This window comes from Cyanobium sp. BA5m-21 (assembly GCF_024346235.1).
Taxonomy (GTDB): domain Bacteria; phylum Cyanobacteriota; class Cyanobacteriia; order PCC-6307; family Cyanobiaceae; genus Cyanobium_A; species Cyanobium_A usitatum.
In genome coordinates this window covers 1-18,076 of record NZ_JAGQCO010000022.1, presented here as the reverse complement: position 1 = coordinate 18,076, position 18,076 = coordinate 1, and the positions used below count along the sequence as shown (strand labels likewise).

Here is an 18,076-nt window from a genome sequence, read left to right as displayed (position 1 = left end):
TCAGGGGCCATTCTGGACCTTGTTACTGCCGTGGTCGGGTTCGGCCGCCAGCCTCGATGGAGTCCTTTCAGCAGGCCTTTGAAGCCCTTCTGGCCCTCGCCCCTGGCCCGGTTTTTCCTCGCGCTCGGGAGCTCTACTTGCGCAAATACTGCCTCGAGGGACGCGACGCCCAGGATCGCTTCCGCACCTTCCTGTTTGAAGAGGAGATTCAGGAATCAGAAGGGGGCACCGTGCGGGTAAGCGCCCTGAGCTTCGCGGTGGTGCATTGGCAGGCAGCCCAGAGCACCCCTCAGGAATATGCCGCCTACCTTCAGCAGCGCTGGCAGCTGCAGCCCGAAGGGCTCAGCCTTGAGCTTGAGCCCTGGTTTCGGGAGGGAGGCGCCTTTGCCCTGTTTCAGGCAACGGCGTCCTACGAGCGTTCCCCTTCCGGTGAGTTGCTGTTGGGTGGTGTCTGACCCAGCAAGCGATCTAGGCACTGCTGCAGTTGCTCGCGGCTCCAGCCGGTGACTACAAACACCTCCTGCACGCTGCTGCCGCGGCGGGCGACCAGCTTGTGGCCCCCGGTGATGGGCGCTGAAACCCGCAGCCGCATCTGACTGCTGCGGCCACGCACGCGGCTGATAACCGCCGGGGTGACGGTGTCGATGCCAGGGCAGAGCGCAAGTTGCTTGAGCAGCGGAATCAGCCCCTCCACGTAGGTGCTGTGGGTGATGACCACCCGGCCCATCAGGCCCGCTCCAAAGGAGCCATGGTCAGGCCGGCTGCTCCCAGCTGCTGGTGGTAGAGCTCAGCCTGCTCCTGGGGGCCGCACCACACCACCGCCGAACCCTCCCCGTCTATGCGGTGGGCCAGCTCCCAGGCCTTATCAGCGAGCATGCCCGGGATGATGCGCACCAGTGATTCCACCACGTGCTGAAAGGTGTTGAAGTCGTCGTCAAGCACCACCACCTTGAAATCGGGGTATGGCTGGCGCAGGCGCAGTCGCTCCTGAACGGGGCTGGCGGAGGAAAGGACCACAACCACGGACTGCAACGACGAACACCTTTAGGGCTCCAGCCTAGGTAAAGTGCCTTCAACGACTGCAAGCTGCACCATGTTGATCTCTGCGGGTTGGGCCTCATTGGCTGCTCTTTTCAGCTTTTCCATCGCCATGGTGATTTGGGGTCGTCACGGCGACAACAGCATCAAGTTCTGACCTGGCTTTGACGATCCTCTGTGCCTGAGCTGAACCTCTCCGCCTCCCAGGTGCTTTCCGCAATCGCGGTGTTGCTTCTGATGTTTGTCAGCGGAGGCGTGATCTATCTCTCCATCATCGAGTGGAGCGATCGTCGCCGTCGCAACGCCCTTCAAACCAAGCGTCGCAAGTGAGCCAAGCCGGCTCTTCGCCACCATCCCCCACTCCCTCTGGGTTAGCGGATTGGGCCTGGCAGAGCGCCGCAGAGCTGCTGGTGCCACCCCCAGCTGGACCCTCTAGCCCTTCGGCAGCCCCCGACCTAGAGGCACTTGTTGAGGCCATTGACTCGGCCCAGCCGAAGCTGCCGCTCAGTGGTGATAGCGATAAGCACGAACCGGGCAGCTGGGATCCGGCTTTGCTTGCCTCCCTCGGTCTGACCCTGCTCAGCCGCACCGCTGATGCCGAGCAGGATGAATTGCTGCGCCGCGCTGCAGACGGCCTGCGCCAACAACTAGCGGGCAACATCGTCACCTACGTGGTGAACCGCAACCTCAACGTTTCAAACCACTGCGTCAAGCACTGCAGCTTCTGCGCCTTCCGCCGCGATGCTGGCGACCCCGGCGCCTACTGGCTTAGCGAAGCCGACCTGCAGCAAAAAGCCGCCGAGGCGCTTGAGGCTGGAGCCACAGAGCTCTGCATCCAGGGTGGACTCAACCCAGCCGCCACGGTGGCAGGCAGTCAGCTGGCCTATGCCGAACGGTTGCTTGGCCTGTTGCAGCAGGCAGCACCGGGGTTGCACCTTCATGCCTTTTCGCCCCAGGAGCTGCTTTATTTCGCCCAGCACGACAGGCTGCCCCTCGATCAGGTGCTGGCGCGGCTGCAAGCGGCTGGTCTGGGATCGGTGCCGGGTACGGCGGCCGAGGTGCTTAGTGAGCAGGTGCGGCAGGTGCTCTGTCCGGAGAAACTCACGGCCAGGGAGTGGGTGGCGGTGATGCTTCAGGTGCACCAGCACGGCTTGCCTGCCACCAGCACCCTTATGGCAGGCCACATCGAGTCCCCGGCAGACCTGGTGGCTCACCTGCTCACCCTGGTGGCGGTGCAGCGCTACGCCTTGCAGCATCAGCGCCAGGGTTTCACTGAGTTTGTGCTGCTGCCTTTTGTGGGCGCCTCGGCGCCAGCTGCCCTGCGCTCCCGGGTGCAACGGGACCAGCCCGACCCTGCAGCGATGTTGCGGCTCACGGCCCAGGCCCGGCTGTTACTGGGGCCCTGGTTTCGCTTCCACCAGCCCAGCTGGGTGAAGCTCACCCTCCCTGGAGCCACCGAGGCCCTGCGCTGGGGATGCAATGACCTGGGCGGCACCTTGATGGAGGAACACATCACCACGATGGCGGGTGCCAGCGGCGGCACCCGCCAGTCCCCCCAGGCGCTTGAGGCGGCTGCCCAGCGGCTTGGCCGTCCGGTGCGGCGCCGCACCACCCTCTACGGAGCTGTGGCGTGACCCGCTTGCGCTGGACCCTCACCCTGACTGTTCTGCTGCTGCTGCTTCCCGCTGGCTTGCTGCTGCGATCCCCCCGGCCCCGGGCCGAGGGCCTGGAGCGGTTGATTGGCCAGGCTGCCCTGCTGCAGAGCTTTCCCGCCGCCCCGGAGCGACCGGTGCCAGCCCTGTGGAGCCAGCGCCTCGGCGCTGCTCAGGCGCGTCAGATTTGGCGTCAGCAGCGCCGCTTCTGGTGGCAGTTCTGGGGGCGCGATGGCGATGGTGGCGCCTTTTTGGCCTATCAGTTTCAAGCAGGAAGCCCCCTGCCTCCCCATGGAATTCGGGTTGATGACCTCGTGGTCGTGGCAGCCGATCCCCTTGCCAAGCGGCTACTGCAAGACCAGCTCAAGTTGGCCCAACGTCAGCGCCGCGGTCTGGAGCAGCGCTGTCTGCAGCGGTTGCAGCAGGAGCAAGCGGTTTTCTGGGCCCCCCTTGGCCTCGGCGTGATGGCGGGCCCTGCAGCCCCTTTGCTGCAACGCTTCCAGGAGGGATGTTTGAGTCTCGAGCTCGAGGGGGCCAACCTGGGGCTCGCTGGAGAAGCAGCTGCCGCCAGCGGCCTGCTGGCCGCCCCAGGTCGTGCGGCGCGAGCTGTTGTCCCTCCCCCCCTGCCTTCAGAGTTGCTGCTGGAGTGGCGCGGTCCTGGCCTTGAGGGCTTATTGCAGGGGCTGTTGAGCCGCCAGCTGATCCGGGAACCGCTGTCGGCTCGCTACGGCATCGGTGATGCCCAAATAACCATGCTGCGTCGTGTGCCCTTTGTCTTGCGACTGCGCCCGCTGGCCCAGGGGCCCTTCCAGACAGGTCTGGAGCTGCAGTTGGCGGTCTCAGGGGATCGGCGTCCCTGGAACCAGATGCTTGCCGGGCTGGTTGAACCGCTGGAGACCCAGGGACTCGAGGCGACTCAATCTGGCTCCAAGGCCTTAGCCGCGACGCTTTGGCGCCAGCAGGATGGGCGAGTCGTGGGAGGTTGGCGCTGGGTGCTGGCTGGTTCAGGCAGCCCCCAGCTGCTGCTGTTCCTTGGCCCCGAACCACCTGCCGGATCTCCTGCAGCAGCCACGCCTGTGCTGAGCCAGCCCGGCCTCGGCGCTTCGATGCAGTTGCGGCTGCGGCCTGCAGCGCTTGCAGAGCGTGGCTTGCTGCCGCCCGAATTGCCCAAGCCCGTCCAACTAGCAAGCCAGCTCAGCCTGACGGCAGTGCCAGCTGCTCATGGCTCAGCCCTCAGCCAGCTGACTGGGCGGCTTCAGCTGCAATCTCGGTAGGTGCCTCGGTGGCTTCCTGTTGCTGCCGTTCCCGTTTACGGCGTTCAGCAGCAACGGTTTCCGCCATTAGCTCAACGGCCTGGGCCATTTTCTCGAGGTTGGTGGCATAGAGACTTAGGTCCTTGTCGAGTCGCTCGCGCAGCAAGCCCATGGCGCCGCCCAGATCGTGGGCATAGCTGCGCATGACGGAGGCATCCAAGGCGTCTGCGCCCTGCGCCTGCTCCAACAAGCTCAGCAGGCCTACGGCCATCAACCGTGAATAGTGGAAATCGGGGCGGCGGATGCCAGCAAGAGCTGCCGCAAGGGGTTCGGGTGCGCCCGAACCCTCCTGTTCGATCCACTGCTTCACCTGCTCGACGCTGTGGCTGCCCATGGCTGCCATGGCGCTGTCACGCTGCTGGCGCAACTGGTCGGCATCGAAGCCGGAAGCGGAACAAAGGGCCTGGAGCAGGGGGAGACGCTGGGCGTCAGGGCGATAGCCCCGGGCAAAACTGTCGAACACCTGGATCAGGCCGCAGGCAAACAGGGCATCACTGCGAAAGCCGGTTTGACGGCTGAGCAGGTGCAGCTCCACAAGCAGCTCATCCACCATGCGGCGATAGAGGGGCGCGATCACGTAGGGGAAGGCGCGATGAAACTCCCGCTTGCTGTCGGCAACGGTGAGGGCTGCACTCACGCTGGATTAGGCCAAGGTTGGTCGACCTTAGCCGCCCAGGCTCAGTAGGATCGGGACCACTTGCGAATGCAGCTCCATGATCCCGATCGTGATTGAAGAGTCGGGCCGGGGTGAGCGCGCATTTGACATCTATTCCCGGCTACTGCGGGAGCGCATCATCTTCTTGGGTGAACCGGTCACTGCTGAGTCGGCCAACCGGGTTGTGGCCCAGTTGCTTTTCCTAGAGGCAGAAGATCCCGAGAAGGATGTTTTCATGTACATCAATTCTCCGGGCGGATCGGTATACGACGGTCTGGGAATATTTGACACCATGCAGCACATCAAGCCAGATGTGCAAACCGTCTGCGTGGGTCTGGCCGCTTCGATGGGTGCCTTCCTGCTTTGCGCTGGCACCAAGGGCAAGCGCAGCAGCCTCACCCACTCGCGGATCATGATCCACCAGCCCTTGGGCGGCGCCCGCGGCCAGGCCAGCGACATCCGCATTCAGGCAAACGAAATCCTCTACTTGAAGCAGAAGCTCAACCAGGAGCTCAGCGATCGCACGGGCCAAGCCCTGCCCCGCATCGAGGAAGACACCGACCGCGACTTTTTCATGTCACCCGCGGAGGCTGTTGAGTACGGCTTAATTGACAAGGTCATTGAAAAGCGACCAGTGCGTCCCGTTTGAGGGACTGGCTGGCGTTCCTGGGCTATATCTGATTAATAGGTTTTATTAAAACGAGTAGCGCAAACTCAGCTGCACCCCATGGGCTTGCAAGGCCGCCTGGGTTCCTCCGATAGGGATCGTGGTGCCTGCTGGCAGAGTCGGTCGCGACAAGCCAGCCTGACCACTGCTGGTGCGCACATCCCCAAGGTCGCTAAAGCGATAGGCCAAGTCGAGATCTAGCCGAGTATTAAGGGGAATGCTGATGCCGGCGGTGAGTAGGTAGGCCAGATCGCTGGAGCTGCCATCGGGTGTGACCGTTGCAGCATTGGCAGCGATGCCAGGGAAGCTATAGCTAACGGAGCTAAGTCTGTTGCGGGCGACACCCAGGCCGGCGCCAAGGAAAGGGCGAACCCGGCCCACTTTGGGTAGATCCACATAGGCAACCCCAAAACCGGCCACTGAGGAGGCTGAGCCAGTCACCGGCTGGTTGGCCCCAGCACGGCCCAAGAAGTTGCTTTGGCCGCTGAACTCAAGCTCTGGCCGCCAGCTGAGCAGGGCTTCGGCCCGCAACCAGCTGTTGAAGCGATATCCCGCCGCTGCATCGATCACTGCTGCTGGCTCGAAGCTGCCTGAAGCTCCAAGGGCTTGCCCGTTATTGCCAGTGCCGCACCCAAACAGGGCAGGTGGCTGCTGGCTGGAACAGTTGTCGTCACTGAAACCGTTTGCCTTTGGCCAATCGCTGCCTGCCCCCAGGCGCACATAGGGGCCGGAAGCCAGCGGTGGGTTGGCGAGATTTACATCAATATCAGGCATTCCAGTCACTCGAATCGGGCAGAGCTTGCCAGGCGTCAATTTCCAAGGCGTAGGCCGCATGACGCTGGATCGCGTCATCCATGAACAAGGCTGCCCGGATCGGAATGTCTGGGCCCGTGAATGAATGCATGGCTATGCCGGCAGTGATGGTCCGTAGAGCTGCCAATTGCAGGTCGTACCTGGCCTCTTCAAGCGAGTAATCGCAAACTCCAAGCTTGAGTAGTTCTTGGTGCCAAGCAAGCAGCAGGTCTTCATGACGTCCAAGCCGCTGAGCCTGGGGCGTGCTGCCGCCAATCAAAAAGGCGATATCAATAGCGGCTAAACTACGGCTCGCCCAGGACCAATCAATTATCACTGACTCTGGATCTTCTACAGTATTGCCGAATAGCAAATTGTCGGCGCGCAGATCACCATGGACGAGGGTCCAAGGTCTGTCATTGAGAGCCTTGTCAATGTCAGAGCTTTGCTCCAGTACCGCGCGATATAACCGGCAAACATCCGTGCCGAAGCGTACGCCGTAGGTGGCAAAGAAATCATCAACGATTTCGGCTTTGGGGTCTGCAAACCAGAAGCCATGGTTTGGTAACCAGCTGTGTTGGTTCAAGGAAGGATCAAGCCAGAATTCAGCGTGGATAGCTGCCATGCGTTGAATCGTGGCCAAAGTTTCCTGGTAGCTGAGGCCGATGACTTGATCACCTGAACGTAGGTGGGTTAGATCTTCGATCAGCAACCAATATGGCTCAGAGGAATTGCTTGCAAAGACTGAGGGTTTGTGATTTTCTAATCTTGGCGTGCAGTGAGTGTAAACACCCACCTCACGACCAAAGGCATTATTCAGTCGGCTGAACTCATTGAAGTCCTTATTGGAGGTTTCACTTTTGAGAATTACGCTTGCTGGCCCTTCTTCAGGTGGATCACAGCTCAGCTCCAGGCGCCAAGTGGTCGATTGAAACCCCCTGCCCTCCCCCAGCAGCTTCGCTTCCAGGCTTTTGACATTGGTGCCGAGAGCTTCGCCGATCCACTGCGGTTCGGGCTGCTTTACCAGCATTTCAGGGGGATCGATGGCTGCCATACCAAGAAGTCCAATTGAGTGCGTGGTTTTGAACTTTAGTTGGGTTGGCGCCGTTTTCCTTAAGTGCCGGCCAGGCAGCAGAGGAGCAGGCAGCTTCGAACACGGGTTGGTTGACGGATCGGACAAGCGCGGCCAAGTTGGGGCGCACTTCAGAACTGCCGTATGTACGCCACCCTGCGCGAATACGAGGGAATTAAGGATCCAGCTCAGGCCACCCAGCCCTTGCTTGATGGGCTGCTAGCTGAAATGCAAGCACTGCCAGGTTTTATTGCTTACTACTTCGTGGACGTGGGTGAGGCCGGTGACCGGATGATCTCCCTCAGCGTGTTTGAGAGCAGTGAGGCAGCTGAGGAGTCGAATCGCGTGGCGGCGGGCTGGGTGGCTCGCTGGCTAGCGGAGCACCCACAAAGTGCACCCACGGCGAGTCGCGTAGATGCCGGTCCTGTGATGGCTAGTGCTACTGCTTGATCAGCCGGCCAGCAGGGGCGAGAAGCGCTCCTTCTCTGGAATTGCCGTGAATTCGGCCACGATGGCGCGGAATTCTTCGCCATCGAGGCTCTCTTTCTCGATCAGTAGCTCCACTACCCGATCCATGCAGGCGCGGTGCTCTGCCACCAACTTGACCGTGTCTGCATAGCAGCTGTGCACCATCTGGCGCACGGCATCATCGATCTTGCTGGCAAGGCGATCGGAGCCATCGCTGCGGGTCATCAGGTCGCGGCCCAGGAAAACCTCCTGGTTGCCTGCTTCAAAGGAGACCTGGCCTAGATCGCTCATGCCAAACCGGGTGACCATTTGGCGGGCAATCGAGGCGACCTGCTGGATGTCACCACCTGCACCAGTTGTGACCTCTGCGTGGCCGAAGACCACATCCTCGGCAGCCCGCCCGCCGAGGGCACCCATGATGCGAGCTCGGAGCTGGGCCCGGCTCACCAACATCTGCTCCTCGTCGGGGGAGAACCAGGTAAGTCCTTGGGCCTGCCCCCGTGGGATCAGGGTGACCTTCTGAACGGGGTCATGGGCCTGGACCAGTGTGCCCACAAGGGCATGGCCAACCTCGTGATATGCGATCAGGCGCTTGCTGCGCCCATCGGTGAGCGGCTTGCCCTCCATGCCGGCAATGATCCGATCGACGGCATCATCAATTTCGGCAAGTGAAGTTGCCTCCTTGCGGCGCCGGGCCGTGAGGATTGCCGCTTCATTGAGCAGATTGGCGAGATCGGCGCCGGAGAATCCTGGGGTACGGCGAGCAATCATTTCCAGGCTCACATCATCGGCCAGCTTTTTATCGCGGCTGTGCACCTTGAGCACAGACAGCCTCCCTTTGATGTCTGGCACATCAACTTGAACCTGGCGATCGAAACGACCTGGGCGCAGCAGGGCTGAATCGAGCACATCGGCTCGGTTTGTTGCGGCAATGATGATGATGCCGCTATTGCCTTCAAAGCCGTCCATCTCGGTGAGCAGCTGGTTGAGGGTTTGCTCCCTCTCGTCGTTACCGCCGCCGACACCAGCACCACGCTGGCGTCCCACCGCATCGATTTCGTCGATGAAGATCAAACAAGGGCTGTTTTCCTTAGCCCGCTTGAACAGGTCGCGAACCCGGCTGGCGCCCACGCCAACAAACATTTCAACGAATTCAGATCCTGAAAGCGAGAAGAAGGGAACTCCTGCTTCACCAGCAATTGCCTTAGCAAGCAGGGTTTTGCCGGTACCGGGAGGTCCTACCAGCAGCACACCTTTGGGAATCTTGGCGCCAACTGAAGTGAAGCGCTCGGGGGTTTTTAGGAAGGTGACAACCTCTTGGAGGTCCTGCTTGGCCTCTTCAACACCAGCCACGTCGTCAAATTTGACGCCTGTTTCAGCTTCCATTGCGAAACGGGCTTTGGTTTTGCCGAATTGCATCGCCTGACCGGGGCCCCCGGGCATGCCATTGCCGCGGCGTGAAAGGAAGATCAGCGAACCGATCAGCAGCAATGGGAAGAGCAGATTGCCGAGCAATCCAAGAGCTGGTGGAGCGGTTTTGGGTGGATGGATATCGAAGCTGATGCCCTGCTCTTTGAGCTTGTTGACCAGCTCTGGAGCAACACCGGGCAGGTCTACGCGCAGACGCTGCACCCGATTGTCGAGGTCAGGATCCACAGCCTCGATAACTGCACTGCGACCGCCGTCGAAGATATCGACCGCCGTTACCCGGCCCGCGTCGACGTAATCGAGGAAGCGGCCGTAGCTCATGCGGGCTACGGCCGCATTGCGGGGAGCAACCGTGGCGCCTTCGGGTTTGAAACGGGCCGTGCCGCCGTTACCAAGCAGCTGCCAGCCGAGGAATGCGACCACTGCAAGGGGCAGCAGCCAGAGGGCAATCAGACGCCAGCGCTGGTTCATAGCTGAGACACTTTGTTGACAAGTGTAACGGCGCCAGGCCCCCTCCCCGAGCCGAGCTTCAGCTAGCCGTTGCCCAGGGCAGCACTTCGAATTGGGCCGCTTGAGCTGGTAGGGACGGTGGATCGTTGATCAGATCGCCGGAGTTAACGGTCTCCACCAATTCGGGCCCACCGCGGCCGTGGGTCCAGATCTTCACCACGCTGCTTGGTGGGCACTGGAAGCTGAGCAGCTCGAAGGGAAACACCACTCGTTCGAGGAAGAACTGCTCGGGACCGATGCAGCGCAGGATCACCATCCGATCGCTGGTATTGCGGTAACTGCATGCCAATTGGGCCACGACTGAATCCCGATTTCTCCACCCATAAAGCCACTGGCTTGAGTGCGGGTTTAGTGACGGACGCCACTGTTTTCGGTTTTTAATGGTTTTTCCTGGTTTCGTCCTGTCGCTGCCGGCTCACCAGACCGGTTCAAAGGCTGCGCAAGGCAACGATTGGGTCGAGGCGCGCAGCCCGGCGGGCGGGCACTACGCCGAAGAAAAGGCCAATCGAACCGGATAGCCCCACCGTGACCAGCACCGTGGCCGCCCCAATCGATGCCGGTAGGGGTGTCAGAACGCCGACCACAGCCACCGTGCCAATGCCCACGGCGCTGCCGATCACGCCCCCCAGGCTGGCCAGCACCAGCGACTCCACCAGAAACTGCAGCAGCACATCGCCGCTGCGGGCGCCGAGGGCTTTGCGCAGGCCGATCTCCTCGGTGCGCTCACTCACCGACACCAACATGATGTTCATGATGCCGATGCCGCCAACCAGCAGCGACACGGCGCCGATGGCAGCCAGCATCAAGGTGAGGCCACCAGTGATCGTGCTCACAATCGTGAGGGCATCTTTCTGGGAGCGCACGGCAAAATCGTCTTCCCGCAGGATCCGGTGCCGCTGGCGCAGCAGGTTGGTTATCTGAAAGCTCGCGGCCCCCGTGCTCTGCTCGTCGCGGGCTTCGACGCTGATGAAATTAAGACTGACCCCGTAGGTGGGGTCGCGTCCTGAAAGCTTGCTCACCATGGTGCTGAGTGGCACATAGGCGTTCTCGTCTTGGTTTTGACCAAATACGGCGCCCTTGGGTTCAAGAACGCCTATCACTTCGAACAGCTGGTTGCGAATACGCAGCTGGCGCCCCACTGGCGCCTTGCCTGGAAACATCTTTGTGCCCAAGTCGGGCCCCACCACGGTGACATTGCGAGCGCCGTTGAGATCGCTGGCGGTGAAGAAGCGCCCCTGGGCAATCTCAAATTGACGAACCGGCAGAAACTCCGGTGTAACACCGAAAATTGACGTGCTGCTGCTCAGGCCCCCCGCCTGAACCACCCCGCTCAAGGTGATCTGGGGGGCTATTCGCTTGACGCTTGGTACCTGCTCGCCGATAGCGACTGCGTCTTCAAGCACGAGGTTTTTAGGGAAGTCGATGCCCTGGCGCCGGGTGTCGTTGCTGCCAGGCACTACAAACAGCACGTTGGCGCCGAGATTGCTTAGCTGCCCTTCGGCCAGGTTCTGGGCGCCTCGCCCCACCCCCACCAAGGTGATCACGGAGGCATTGCCGATGACGATGCCGAGCATGGTCAGCAAACTGCGCAGCCGATTGGAGCGCAGGGTGCTCAGGGCCATGCCGACGGTTTCCCGCATGGGGAGCTTGGTTGGCATGGCTGCGGTGGGGGCGGCTGGCCTTAAACGATGGCTGGTCTGTCGTCAGCGTCGTGGCTGCGGGCGCCCCGATGCACCTCGCCGCGCTGCAGATCCAGGGTCACAATTTCCCCCTGACGCAGGTTTGCGATCGCGTTACAGACACCCACAATCGTTGGTACGCCAGTGCGCTCGGCGATCAAGGCGGCATGGCTCTCGAGGCCACCGGCTTCCGTAACTACCCCTTTGGCTTTGCGAATCGCCTCGACGTAATCGGCGCAGGTTTCATGCACCACCAGTATTTCGCCAGATTGGATTGCCGCCGCTGCCTCTGGACTATCAACCAGGCGAACTCGACCGCTCACGGATCCAGTGCCGACGCCGGTTCCCTTAGAGAGCACCGCGGAGACGATGCCCACCTTGATGAAGTCGGTGGAGCCGCTGATTCCCGAGAGGGTGCCGGCTGTTTGAACGACTAGGTCACCATCGCGAAGAAAGCCCAGCTCGCGTGCCATGCCCATGGCCAGGCTGAAGGTGCTGGTGGAGGAGCTCTGCTCCTCCACTACCAAGGGGTTGACGCCCCAGCAAAGCTGCAGCTGCCGGGCCACATTCACCTCGCTGGTGATCGCCAAAATTGGGGTACTGGGGCGGAACTTGCTGACATTGCGAGCCGTAGAGCCCCCCTTGGTGAGCGGCAAAATTGCGGCCGCATTCAGCTGGCGAGCAATGCTGCTCACCGCCTGGCAGATGGCATTGGGGATGGTGGTTGCCATGTGGCTATCGAGCACCCGGCGGGGGTAATCCCGCTCGATGCGCCGGGCGATTATGGCCATGGTGGCCACCGCTTCCACGGGGAAATCGCCCACAGCGCTCTCATTGGAGAGCATCACGGCATCGGTGCCATCAAGGATGGCGTTGGCTACGTCGCTCACCTCGGCCCGGGTTGGCCTGGGGCAGCTCACCATTGAATCGAGCATCTGGGTGGCAGTGATCACCGGGATGCCGAGACTGTTGGCCTTGCGAATCAGCTCCTTCTGCAACAGGGGAACTTCTTCGGCGGGCATCTCAACGCCAAGGTCGCCCCGAGCCACCATCACCCCGTCGCAGAGGGGCAGGATGTCGTCGATCTGATCGATGGCCTCAAACTTTTCGATCTTGGCCACCACGGGGGTTTCGTGGCCATGGCTGCGGATCAGTTCGCGGATCTCGCGCATGTCTGAGGGGTTGCGCACAAAGCTGAGGGCCACCCAATCAACCCCCTGCTTCAGCCCAAAGGCCAGATCAATGCGGTCTTTCTCGGTGAGGGCACGGATAGAGAGCTGCACATCGGGAAAATTCACCCCCTTGTTGTTTGAGAGCACTCCACCAACGGTGACGCTGCAGAACAGGGTCTGCTCGGGCTTGTCGACGCTGTCGACCACCATCTCCACCCGACCGTCATCCAGCAGGATGCGACTGCCTGGCACCACCTCATCTGCCAGAGATGCGTAGGTGACGGTGGCAATCTTCTGATTGCAGGCCACATTCCTGGATGTGAGGGTGAAGTGATCGCCCTTGGCCAGGGTGATCGGCCCATCGGCAAAGCGGCCCAAACGAATTTTGGGACCCTGTAGGTCTTGAAGGATGCCGAGCTCAATGCCCAGCTCCTTTGACACCTGGCGAATCGTGGCGATGCGAGCCGCATGCTCGCTGTGGTCGCCGTGAGAAAAATTGAGTCGGAAAGTAGTGGCGCCGGCGGCAACCAACTCGCGCAGACGTTCGGCGGATTCCGTGGCAGGCCCGATCGTGGCCACGATCTTGGTGCGACGCATGAGATCGGGCTGGGGCATGAAACGCCAACAGACGACTGGAAACTACCATCCAGGCCTGCAATGGGCTGTCGTTAGTGGATTTTCAGCATTACCAAGAGGGTTGCCGCGCCACGGCCCGCTACCCAGATGCCGGCGCCAACCCCATCTATCCCACCCTGGGGCTGTGCGGTGAGGCTGGCGAGGTGGCCGACAAGGTCAAAAAAGTGCTGCGCGACCGTCAGGGCAATTTTTCGCCTGAGGTGATTGCAGACCTGCAGCTCGAGCTTGGTGATGTGCTCTGGTACGTGGCCCAGCTCGCTACAGAACTTGGCCTGGAGCTAGAGCAAATTGCCCAGGCCAACCTCGACAAACTGGCCAGCCGCGCCGCCCGTAACGTGATTGGAGGCAGTGGTGACAGGCGTTGAGTAAGCAAGGTTTTGAGCTTGGGCCACGGCATGAGCTCGCAAAGTGGCTGGCGCGGTTGCTCGCTCTCCTAGTCATTGGTGCGCTGGTGCTGCCAGCTCCTGCCTGGGCAGCAGATCTCCAGGTATCTGAGCTGAGCATCGAACCCTGCCCCGCCGAGGACATCGGTGCCCAGCCAGAATTGCGGCGCCCGGCTGGTGCCAGCTGCTACGCCCTGCGCGGCAGCGTGGTGAATCCCACCCGCAAGCCCGTTGTTGACACCGACGTATTTGCCCTGATCGTTGATTCAAGTGGCGAGCCGGTGCTGCAAAACCGCACCCGGGTGGGTTCGATCGGTGATGTGCCACCTGGCACCTCTGCCTTTGCCCTGCGCCTATCGGTGCCGGCTGGCACCCCTGGACCACTCAGCTTCCGCAATGTCAAGGCAAGGGGTTTCAGCGCTCCTGTGCGCAGCCGTGCTGGTGTGGATGACGAGCTGCTGCCCCTTGAACAGGCATTAGCTGATCAGTAACCAGCTCCGAGCACCGAAACGCTGGCGCCTTCGAGCAGGCTCTGCACCAGTTGCAGGGCAATGAAGGCCACGATCGCCGAAAGGTCCAGGCCGCCTAGGGGCGGAATCAGGCCGCGGAAGGCATTCAGGTAGGGATCGGTGATCGAGCTCACCGTCGAAAGCACGGGGTTGCTCCAGTCGAGATTGGGAAACCAGCTCAGCAACACCCGCACTAGCAACACCAGGGTGTAGATGCTGAGGGTCTGGGCCAGAACCTGCAGCAGGAAACTCAGGGCGTCCATGGAATTTTGTTAGTGGGCCAACTCTAGGCAGCTTGCTTCCAGAGGTCAGCCTCAGCTTTGATGGCGAAGGTGCGGTGGAACTTCTCGCTGAGGGTGAGCCAGTAGGAGCGGCCCTCGCTTTGGCGCTTGCGCTCGATGAAATTTTGGGCCAGTAGCTCCTTGACGTGGTCGTAGGCGCCGGAGCCGCGCAACTCGACTAGATCCGATTGCAAGATCCGCTTTTTTAAGGCAATCGTGGCCAGGGTGCGTAGGGCGGCCGTGGATAGGTCCACGGGCAGGAGGTTTTGAACCAGGTCGGCCAGCCCATCGCGCAGCTGCAGGCTGTAGCGGTTGCCCTCCTGGCGCACTTCCAAGGCCGTATCCCGGTGGGCGTAGTCGGTGATCAAGGTGATCAAGCCAAGCTCCGCTTCCTCTCGGCTAACCGCAGCGATCTCAGCCAGCTCTGCCAGGCTGAGGGGCCGGCCTTTCAAGTAGAGGATCGCCTCCATCCGGGCGGGCAGGGATAGGCCCTGAATCAGCCCCGTGCTTTGCATGGCCGCAGGTTACCGCAGCTTTTTTGGCTCATGCCAGGGCTGGCAGGGGCGCTGAGCTGGGGCCTAAAAACAGTTTGTAGGCAGGGTTGGCCGATTCGTCCCAGTGCTGATAGCCCAGGCCATCGAGGAACTCCTGCCAGGCGGGTCTGTCAGCGCGAGGCACCTGCACCCCCACCACGATCCGCCCCACGTCGGCGCCGTGGTTGCGGTAGTGAAAGATGCTGATGTTCCAGTTTGCGTGTAAGGCGTTTACGAACGCCATCAGGGCGCCTGGTTTTTCGGGGAACTCGAAGCGATAGAGCAGCTCTTCGCCATGAGCGAGAGCCGGGCCGGCGCTGGCGGGCAGGCGGCCGCCCACCATGTGACGCAGGTGCAGCTTGGCCAGCTCGTTGTTGGAGAGGTCGAGGCAGGGGAAGCCGGCGTTCTGCACGTCGTTGATCAGTTGCTGCTCGTCGGCTGTGCCACTGGTTTGCACCCCTACAAAAATGTGAGCAACCCTGGGATCGGCAAGCCGGTAGCTGAACTCGCTGAGGCTGCGCTGGCCCAGCACGCCACAGAAGCGCCGCAGGCTGCCGGTCTGCTCGGGGATTTCCACCGCCAGCATCGCTTCGCGGTCTTCGCCGATCTCAGTGCGCTCGGCCACGAAGCGCAGCCGGTCGAAGTTCATGTTGGCGCCGCAGGCAACCGCCACCAAGGTTTGGCCGTGCAAGCCCTGTTGCACCACATCGCGCTTCATGCCTGCTACGGCGAGGGCGCCGGCTGGCTCCAGGATCGATCTCGTGTCTTCGAACACGTCCTTGATGGCCGCGCAGATGGCGTCGGTGTCGACTGTCACCATGCGATCCACCGTTTGCTTCGCCAATTCAAAAGTGAGCTCACCGACGCGGCGCACCGCCACGCCATCGGCGAAAAGGCCCACCTGCTCAAGCTGCACCCGCTCCCCGGCGGCTAGGGAGCGGGTCATGGCATCGGCGTCCACCGGCTCAACGCCAACGATCTGAACTTGGGGCCAGAGGGTTTTGACGTAGGCCCCAATGCCGGCGATTAAGCCGCCACCGCCTACGGCCACATAAATAACGTCAGGCGGCGAGGAGCACTGGCGCAGGATCTCCAACCCGATCGTGCCTTGACCGGCGATCACATCGGGATCGTCAAAGGGATGGATGAAGCTGAGCCCCCGCTCAAGGCCCAGGCGCGTGGCTTCCGTGCAAGCGGCGTCGTAGTTGTCGCCATGCAGCACCACCTCGGCGCCCCGGGCCGCCACCGCTTTCACCTTCATCTCCGGTGTGGTGACAGGCATCACAATCACGGCCCTGCAGCCCAACTTCTGGGCGGCTAGCGCCACTCCCTGGGCATGGTTGCCGGCGCTGGCGGCGATCACGCCCCTCTCCAGCTCGGCAGGCGAGAGGCCGGCCATTTTGTTGTAGGCGCCGCGCAGCTTGAAGCTGAACACGGGCTGCAGATCCTCACGCTTCAGCAGCACCCGGTTGTGCAGGCGCGCCGAGAGATTTGGCGCAGGATCGAGTGGCGACTCAATGGCCACGTCGTAGACCCGCGCCCGCAGGATCCGTTGCAGATAGCTCTCAGGGGCCTCGCTCATCCCACCAGTGTCGCAATCCGCACCCCTGGGCGGAAGCCAAGGCCTAGATTGCACCCCACCTCCAGGGTTGTGCATGCATCTCAGCGAGCTGAGTCACCCGAATCAGCTGCACGGCCTGAGCACGGCAGAGCTTGAAGCCATTGCCCGCCAGATTCGTGAGCGCCATCTGGAGGTGGTGAGCACCAGCGGCGGGCACCTAGGCCCTGGGCTGGGAGTGGTGGAGCTGACCCTCGCCCTCTATCAAACCCTCGATCTCGACCACGACAAAGTGGTGTGGGACGTGGGTCACCAGGCATATCCCCACAAGTTGATAACTGGCCGTTACAAGGATTTCGACAGCCTGCGCCAGAAGAACGGGGTGGCCGGCTATCTCAAGCGCAGCGAGAGCCGTTTTGACCATTTCGGTGCCGGACACGCCAGCACCTCGATTTCGGCGGCCCTAGGCATGGCCTTGGCCCGCGATCGCCGCGTGGAAGACTTCAAATGTGTGGCGGTGATCGGCGATGGCGCCCTCACTGGTGGCATGGCTCTAGAGGCGATTAACCACGCCGGCCACCTGCCGAAAACCAAGCTGCTGGTAGTGCTGAACGACAACGACATGTCTATCAGCCCTCCGGTGGGGGCCCTTTCCACCTACCTCAACCGCATGCGGCTGAGCCCACCCCTGCAATTTCTACAGGGCAATGCCGAGGAGGCGATCAAGCAACTGCCCTTCCTGCACGGTGAGCTGCCCAACGAGCTCAAGACGCTCAAAGAGAGCATGAAGCGTTTGGCGGTGCCCAAGGTGGGTGCGGTGTTTGAGGAGCTGGGCTTCACCTACATCGGCCCCATCGATGGCCACGACATCGCCGGCATGGTGCGCACCTTTGAACAGGCCCACCGCACCGAGGGGCCTGTGCTGGTGCATGTGGCCACCACCAAGGGCAAGGGCTACGCCTACGCCGAGGCCGATCAGGTGGGCTATCACGCCCAGAGCGCCTTTGATCTGGCCACTGGCAAGGCCTATCCCTCCAGCAAGCCGAAGCCGCCCAGCTACAGCAAGGTGTTTGGCCAGACACTGGTGAAGCTCTGCGAACAGGACCCCACCGTGGTGGGTATTACCGCTGCCATGGCCACCGGCACCGGCCTTGATCTGCTGGAGAAGGCCCTACCCAATCAATATTTTGATGTGGGCATCGCCGAGCAGCACGCTGTGACCATGGCGGCTGGCATGGCCTGCGAAGGGCTCAAGCCAGTGCTGGCGATTTACAGCACCTTCCTGCAGCGCGCCTACGACCAGTTGATTCACGACGTCGGCATCCAGAACCTGCCGGTCACTTTTGTGCTGGATCGGGCCGGCATCGTTGGCGCCGACGGCCCTACCCACCAGGGTCAATACGACATCAGCTACTTCCGCTCTGTCCCCAATTTCACGGTGATGGCCCCGAAGGATGAGGCTGAGCTGCAGCGCATGCTGGTGACCTCAATTCATCACAGCGGCCCCTGCGCCCTGCGCATTCCCCGCGGCGAAGGCGAGGGGGTTCCTTTGGCCGAAGAAGGTTTTGAGCCCTTAGAGATCGGCAGGGGCGAGCTGCTCACCGACGGCGACGACCTGCTGATCGTGGCCTACGGCGCCATGGTGGCCCCGGCGATGGCTACGGCCGGACTGCTGCAGGAAAAGGGTCTGCGGGCGGCCGTGATCAATGCCCGCTACCTGCGGCCCCTAG

The 18,076-nt window shown here is 61.9% G+C and carries 22 protein-coding genes; 10 read left to right on the top strand and 12 right to left on the bottom strand.

The features are described from left to right. Positions 1 to 56 precede the first annotated feature (56 nt). Complete coding sequence (locus tag KBY72_RS08290) at positions 57 to 455, top strand: hypothetical protein (RefSeq protein ID WP_254961288.1); 399 nt, start codon at positions 57 to 59, stop codon at positions 453 to 455. Here KBY72_RS08290 and KBY72_RS08285 read toward each other — a convergent pair. Beyond that, positions 410 to 727, bottom strand: a complete 318-nt coding sequence (locus tag KBY72_RS08285) for a DUF2103 domain-containing protein (RefSeq protein WP_106501619.1) — start codon at positions 725 to 727, stop codon at positions 410 to 412. The two genes, KBY72_RS08290 and KBY72_RS08285, sit on opposite strands and share 46 nt — an antisense overlap. Then, positions 727 to 1,023 (bottom strand): ATP-dependent Clp protease adapter ClpS, encoded by a 297-nt coding sequence (gene clpS / locus KBY72_RS08280; RefSeq protein WP_254993370.1) that lies wholly within the window; start codon positions 1,021 to 1,023, stop codon positions 727 to 729. Before clpS ends, KBY72_RS08285 begins: the two co-directional genes overlap by 1 nt. Before the next feature lie 70 nt (positions 1,024 to 1,093). Between clpS and petN the strand changes: the two genes are divergently transcribed. Genes petN through KBY72_RS08260 form a run of 4 tightly spaced genes read left to right on the top strand, consistent with a single transcriptional unit; the run spans position 1,094 to position 3,964 of the window. Beyond that, positions 1,094 to 1,195 carry a cytochrome b6-f complex subunit PetN gene (gene petN / locus KBY72_RS08275; protein ID WP_254961290.1) on the top strand — a complete coding sequence of 34 codons (102 nt, stop codon included), beginning with the start codon at positions 1,094 to 1,096 and terminating at the stop codon, positions 1,193 to 1,195. A gap of 20 nt (positions 1,196 to 1,215) precedes the next feature. Next, positions 1,216 to 1,368 (top strand): hypothetical protein, encoded by a 153-nt coding sequence (locus KBY72_RS08270; RefSeq protein WP_254961291.1) that lies wholly within the window; start codon positions 1,216 to 1,218, stop codon positions 1,366 to 1,368. Next, positions 1,365 to 2,672, top strand: a complete 1,308-nt coding sequence (locus KBY72_RS08265) for a CofH family radical SAM protein (protein WP_254993365.1) — start codon at positions 1,365 to 1,367, stop codon at positions 2,670 to 2,672. The genes KBY72_RS08270 and KBY72_RS08265 overlap by 4 nt, the downstream gene beginning before the upstream one ends. After that, positions 2,669 to 3,964 carry a hypothetical protein gene (locus KBY72_RS08260; RefSeq protein ID WP_254961293.1) on the top strand — a complete coding sequence of 432 codons (1,296 nt, stop codon included), beginning with the start codon at positions 2,669 to 2,671 and terminating at the stop codon, positions 3,962 to 3,964. Before KBY72_RS08265 ends, KBY72_RS08260 begins: the two co-directional genes overlap by 4 nt. Here the strand turns inward: KBY72_RS08260 and psb29 are convergent. After that, a complete protein-coding gene (gene psb29 / locus KBY72_RS08255) occupies positions 3,924 to 4,640 on the bottom strand; it encodes a photosystem II biogenesis protein Psp29 (protein ID WP_254961294.1) in 717 nt (238 codons plus the stop codon). The genes KBY72_RS08260 and psb29 overlap by 41 nt on opposite strands. Before the next feature lie 76 nt (positions 4,641 to 4,716). Here psb29 and clpP point away from each other — a divergent pair, with 76 nt between their 5' ends. Next, entirely contained in the window at positions 4,717 to 5,307 is a 591-nt protein-coding gene (clpP, locus tag KBY72_RS08250) for an ATP-dependent Clp endopeptidase proteolytic subunit ClpP (RefSeq protein ID WP_254961295.1), read from the top strand. 45 nt (positions 5,308 to 5,352) lie between these two features. On the opposite strand, the gene KBY72_RS08245 is transcribed toward clpP, so the two are convergent. Both KBY72_RS08245 and KBY72_RS08240 read right to left on the bottom strand, forming a co-directional pair. After that, positions 5,353 to 6,099, bottom strand: coding sequence for an outer membrane protein (locus tag KBY72_RS08245; protein WP_254961296.1), 747 nt, complete (start codon positions 6,097 to 6,099; stop codon positions 5,353 to 5,355). Continuing rightward, the gene (locus KBY72_RS08240; RefSeq protein WP_254993364.1) at positions 6,092 to 7,171 is read right to left on the bottom strand and encodes an ecdysteroid 22-kinase family protein; all 1,080 of its coding nucleotides are present in this window, start codon (positions 7,169 to 7,171) and stop codon (positions 6,092 to 6,094) included. Before KBY72_RS08240 ends, KBY72_RS08245 begins: the two co-directional genes overlap by 8 nt. A gap of 162 nt (positions 7,172 to 7,333) precedes the next feature. Here KBY72_RS08240 and KBY72_RS08235 point away from each other — a divergent pair, with 162 nt between their 5' ends. Continuing rightward, positions 7,334 to 7,639, top strand: a complete 306-nt coding sequence (locus KBY72_RS08235) for a hypothetical protein (RefSeq protein ID WP_254993363.1) — start codon at positions 7,334 to 7,336, stop codon at positions 7,637 to 7,639. Here the strand turns inward: KBY72_RS08235 and ftsH are convergent, their stop codons facing one another. From ftsH to pyk, 4 genes are all read right to left on the bottom strand, one after another. Beyond that, complete coding sequence (gene ftsH / locus KBY72_RS08230; protein ID WP_254961299.1) at positions 7,640 to 9,556, bottom strand: ATP-dependent zinc metalloprotease FtsH; 1,917 nt, start codon at positions 9,554 to 9,556, stop codon at positions 7,640 to 7,642. Positions 9,557 to 9,614: 58 nt separating this feature from the next. Continuing rightward, a complete protein-coding gene (locus KBY72_RS08225; protein ID WP_254961300.1) occupies positions 9,615 to 9,893 on the bottom strand; it encodes a DUF1830 domain-containing protein in 279 nt (92 codons plus the stop codon). A 130-nt stretch (positions 9,894 to 10,023) separates the two neighbouring features. Further along, on the bottom strand, positions 10,024 to 11,253 hold the full coding sequence (locus KBY72_RS08220; protein ID WP_254961301.1) for an ABC transporter permease: 1,230 nt from the start codon (positions 11,251 to 11,253) through the stop codon (positions 10,024 to 10,026). A 23-nt stretch (positions 11,254 to 11,276) separates the two neighbouring features. Next, a complete protein-coding gene (pyk, locus tag KBY72_RS08215) occupies positions 11,277 to 13,061 on the bottom strand; it encodes a pyruvate kinase (RefSeq protein WP_254961302.1) in 1,785 nt (594 codons plus the stop codon). A 56-nt stretch (positions 13,062 to 13,117) separates the two neighbouring features. On the opposite strand from pyk, the gene KBY72_RS08210 reads away from it, so the two are divergent. Next, complete coding sequence (locus KBY72_RS08210) at positions 13,118 to 13,447, top strand: nucleoside triphosphate pyrophosphohydrolase family protein (protein WP_254961303.1); 330 nt, start codon at positions 13,118 to 13,120, stop codon at positions 13,445 to 13,447. A gap of 56 nt (positions 13,448 to 13,503) precedes the next feature. Continuing rightward, positions 13,504 to 13,956, top strand: a complete 453-nt coding sequence (locus KBY72_RS08205) for a hypothetical protein (RefSeq protein WP_254961304.1) — start codon at positions 13,504 to 13,506, stop codon at positions 13,954 to 13,956. Here the strand turns inward: KBY72_RS08205 and KBY72_RS08200 are convergent. The 3 genes from KBY72_RS08200 to ilvA are packed head-to-tail and all read right to left on the bottom strand — an operon-like array spanning position 13,950 to position 16,370. Then, complete coding sequence (locus KBY72_RS08200) at positions 13,950 to 14,237, bottom strand: YggT family protein (RefSeq protein WP_106501631.1); 288 nt, start codon at positions 14,235 to 14,237, stop codon at positions 13,950 to 13,952. The genes KBY72_RS08205 and KBY72_RS08200 overlap by 7 nt on opposite strands. Positions 14,238 to 14,260: 23 nt before the next feature. Beyond that, positions 14,261 to 14,770, bottom strand: coding sequence for an SMC-Scp complex subunit ScpB (scpB, locus tag KBY72_RS08195; protein ID WP_254961306.1), 510 nt, complete (start codon positions 14,768 to 14,770; stop codon positions 14,261 to 14,263). A gap of 28 nt (positions 14,771 to 14,798) precedes the next feature. Continuing rightward, on the bottom strand, positions 14,799 to 16,370 hold the full coding sequence (gene ilvA, locus KBY72_RS08190; protein ID WP_254961308.1) for a threonine ammonia-lyase, biosynthetic: 1,572 nt from the start codon (positions 16,368 to 16,370) through the stop codon (positions 14,799 to 14,801). Positions 16,371 to 16,443: 73 nt separating this feature from the next. Here ilvA and dxs point away from each other — a divergent pair. Continuing rightward, positions 16,444 to 18,076, top strand: a 1,633-nt coding sequence (gene dxs / locus KBY72_RS08185) for a 1-deoxy-D-xylulose-5-phosphate synthase (protein WP_254993361.1), incomplete at its 3' end; no start/stop codon positions are given.

Bases quoted from the DNA above. Each gene is read 5' to 3' on its own strand.
- KBY72_RS08290 (WP_254961288.1), top strand. From the start codon at position 57: ATGGAGTCCTTTCAGCAGGCCTTTGAAGCCCTTCTGGCCCTCGCCCCT.
- KBY72_RS08285 (WP_106501619.1), bottom strand. From the start codon at position 727: ATGGGCCGGGTGGTCATCACCCACAGCACCTACGTGGAGGGGCTGATT.
- petN (WP_254961290.1), top strand. From the start codon at position 1,094: ATGTTGATCTCTGCGGGTTGGGCCTCATTGGCTGCTCTTTTCAGCTTT.
- clpP (WP_254961295.1), top strand. From the start codon at position 4,717: ATGATCCCGATCGTGATTGAAGAGTCGGGCCGGGGTGAGCGCGCATTT.
- KBY72_RS08245 (WP_254961296.1), bottom strand. From the start codon at position 6,099: ATGCCTGATATTGATGTAAATCTCGCCAACCCACCGCTGGCTTCCGGC.
- KBY72_RS08240 (WP_254993364.1), bottom strand. From the start codon at position 7,171: ATGGCAGCCATCGATCCCCCTGAAATGCTGGTAAAGCAGCCCGAACCG.
- KBY72_RS08235 (WP_254993363.1), top strand. From the start codon at position 7,334: ATGTACGCCACCCTGCGCGAATACGAGGGAATTAAGGATCCAGCTCAG.
- ftsH (WP_254961299.1), bottom strand. From the start codon at position 9,556: ATGAACCAGCGCTGGCGTCTGATTGCCCTCTGGCTGCTGCCCCTTGCA.
- KBY72_RS08220 (WP_254961301.1), bottom strand. From the start codon at position 11,253: ATGCCAACCAAGCTCCCCATGCGGGAAACCGTCGGCATGGCCCTGAGC.
- pyk (WP_254961302.1), bottom strand. From the start codon at position 13,061: ATGCCCCAGCCCGATCTCATGCGTCGCACCAAGATCGTGGCCACGATC.
- KBY72_RS08200 (WP_106501631.1), bottom strand. From the start codon at position 14,237: ATGGACGCCCTGAGTTTCCTGCTGCAGGTTCTGGCCCAGACCCTCAGC.
- scpB (WP_254961306.1), bottom strand. From the start codon at position 14,770: ATGCAAAGCACGGGGCTGATTCAGGGCCTATCCCTGCCCGCCCGGATG.
- ilvA (WP_254961308.1), bottom strand. From the start codon at position 16,370: ATGAGCGAGGCCCCTGAGAGCTATCTGCAACGGATCCTGCGGGCGCGG.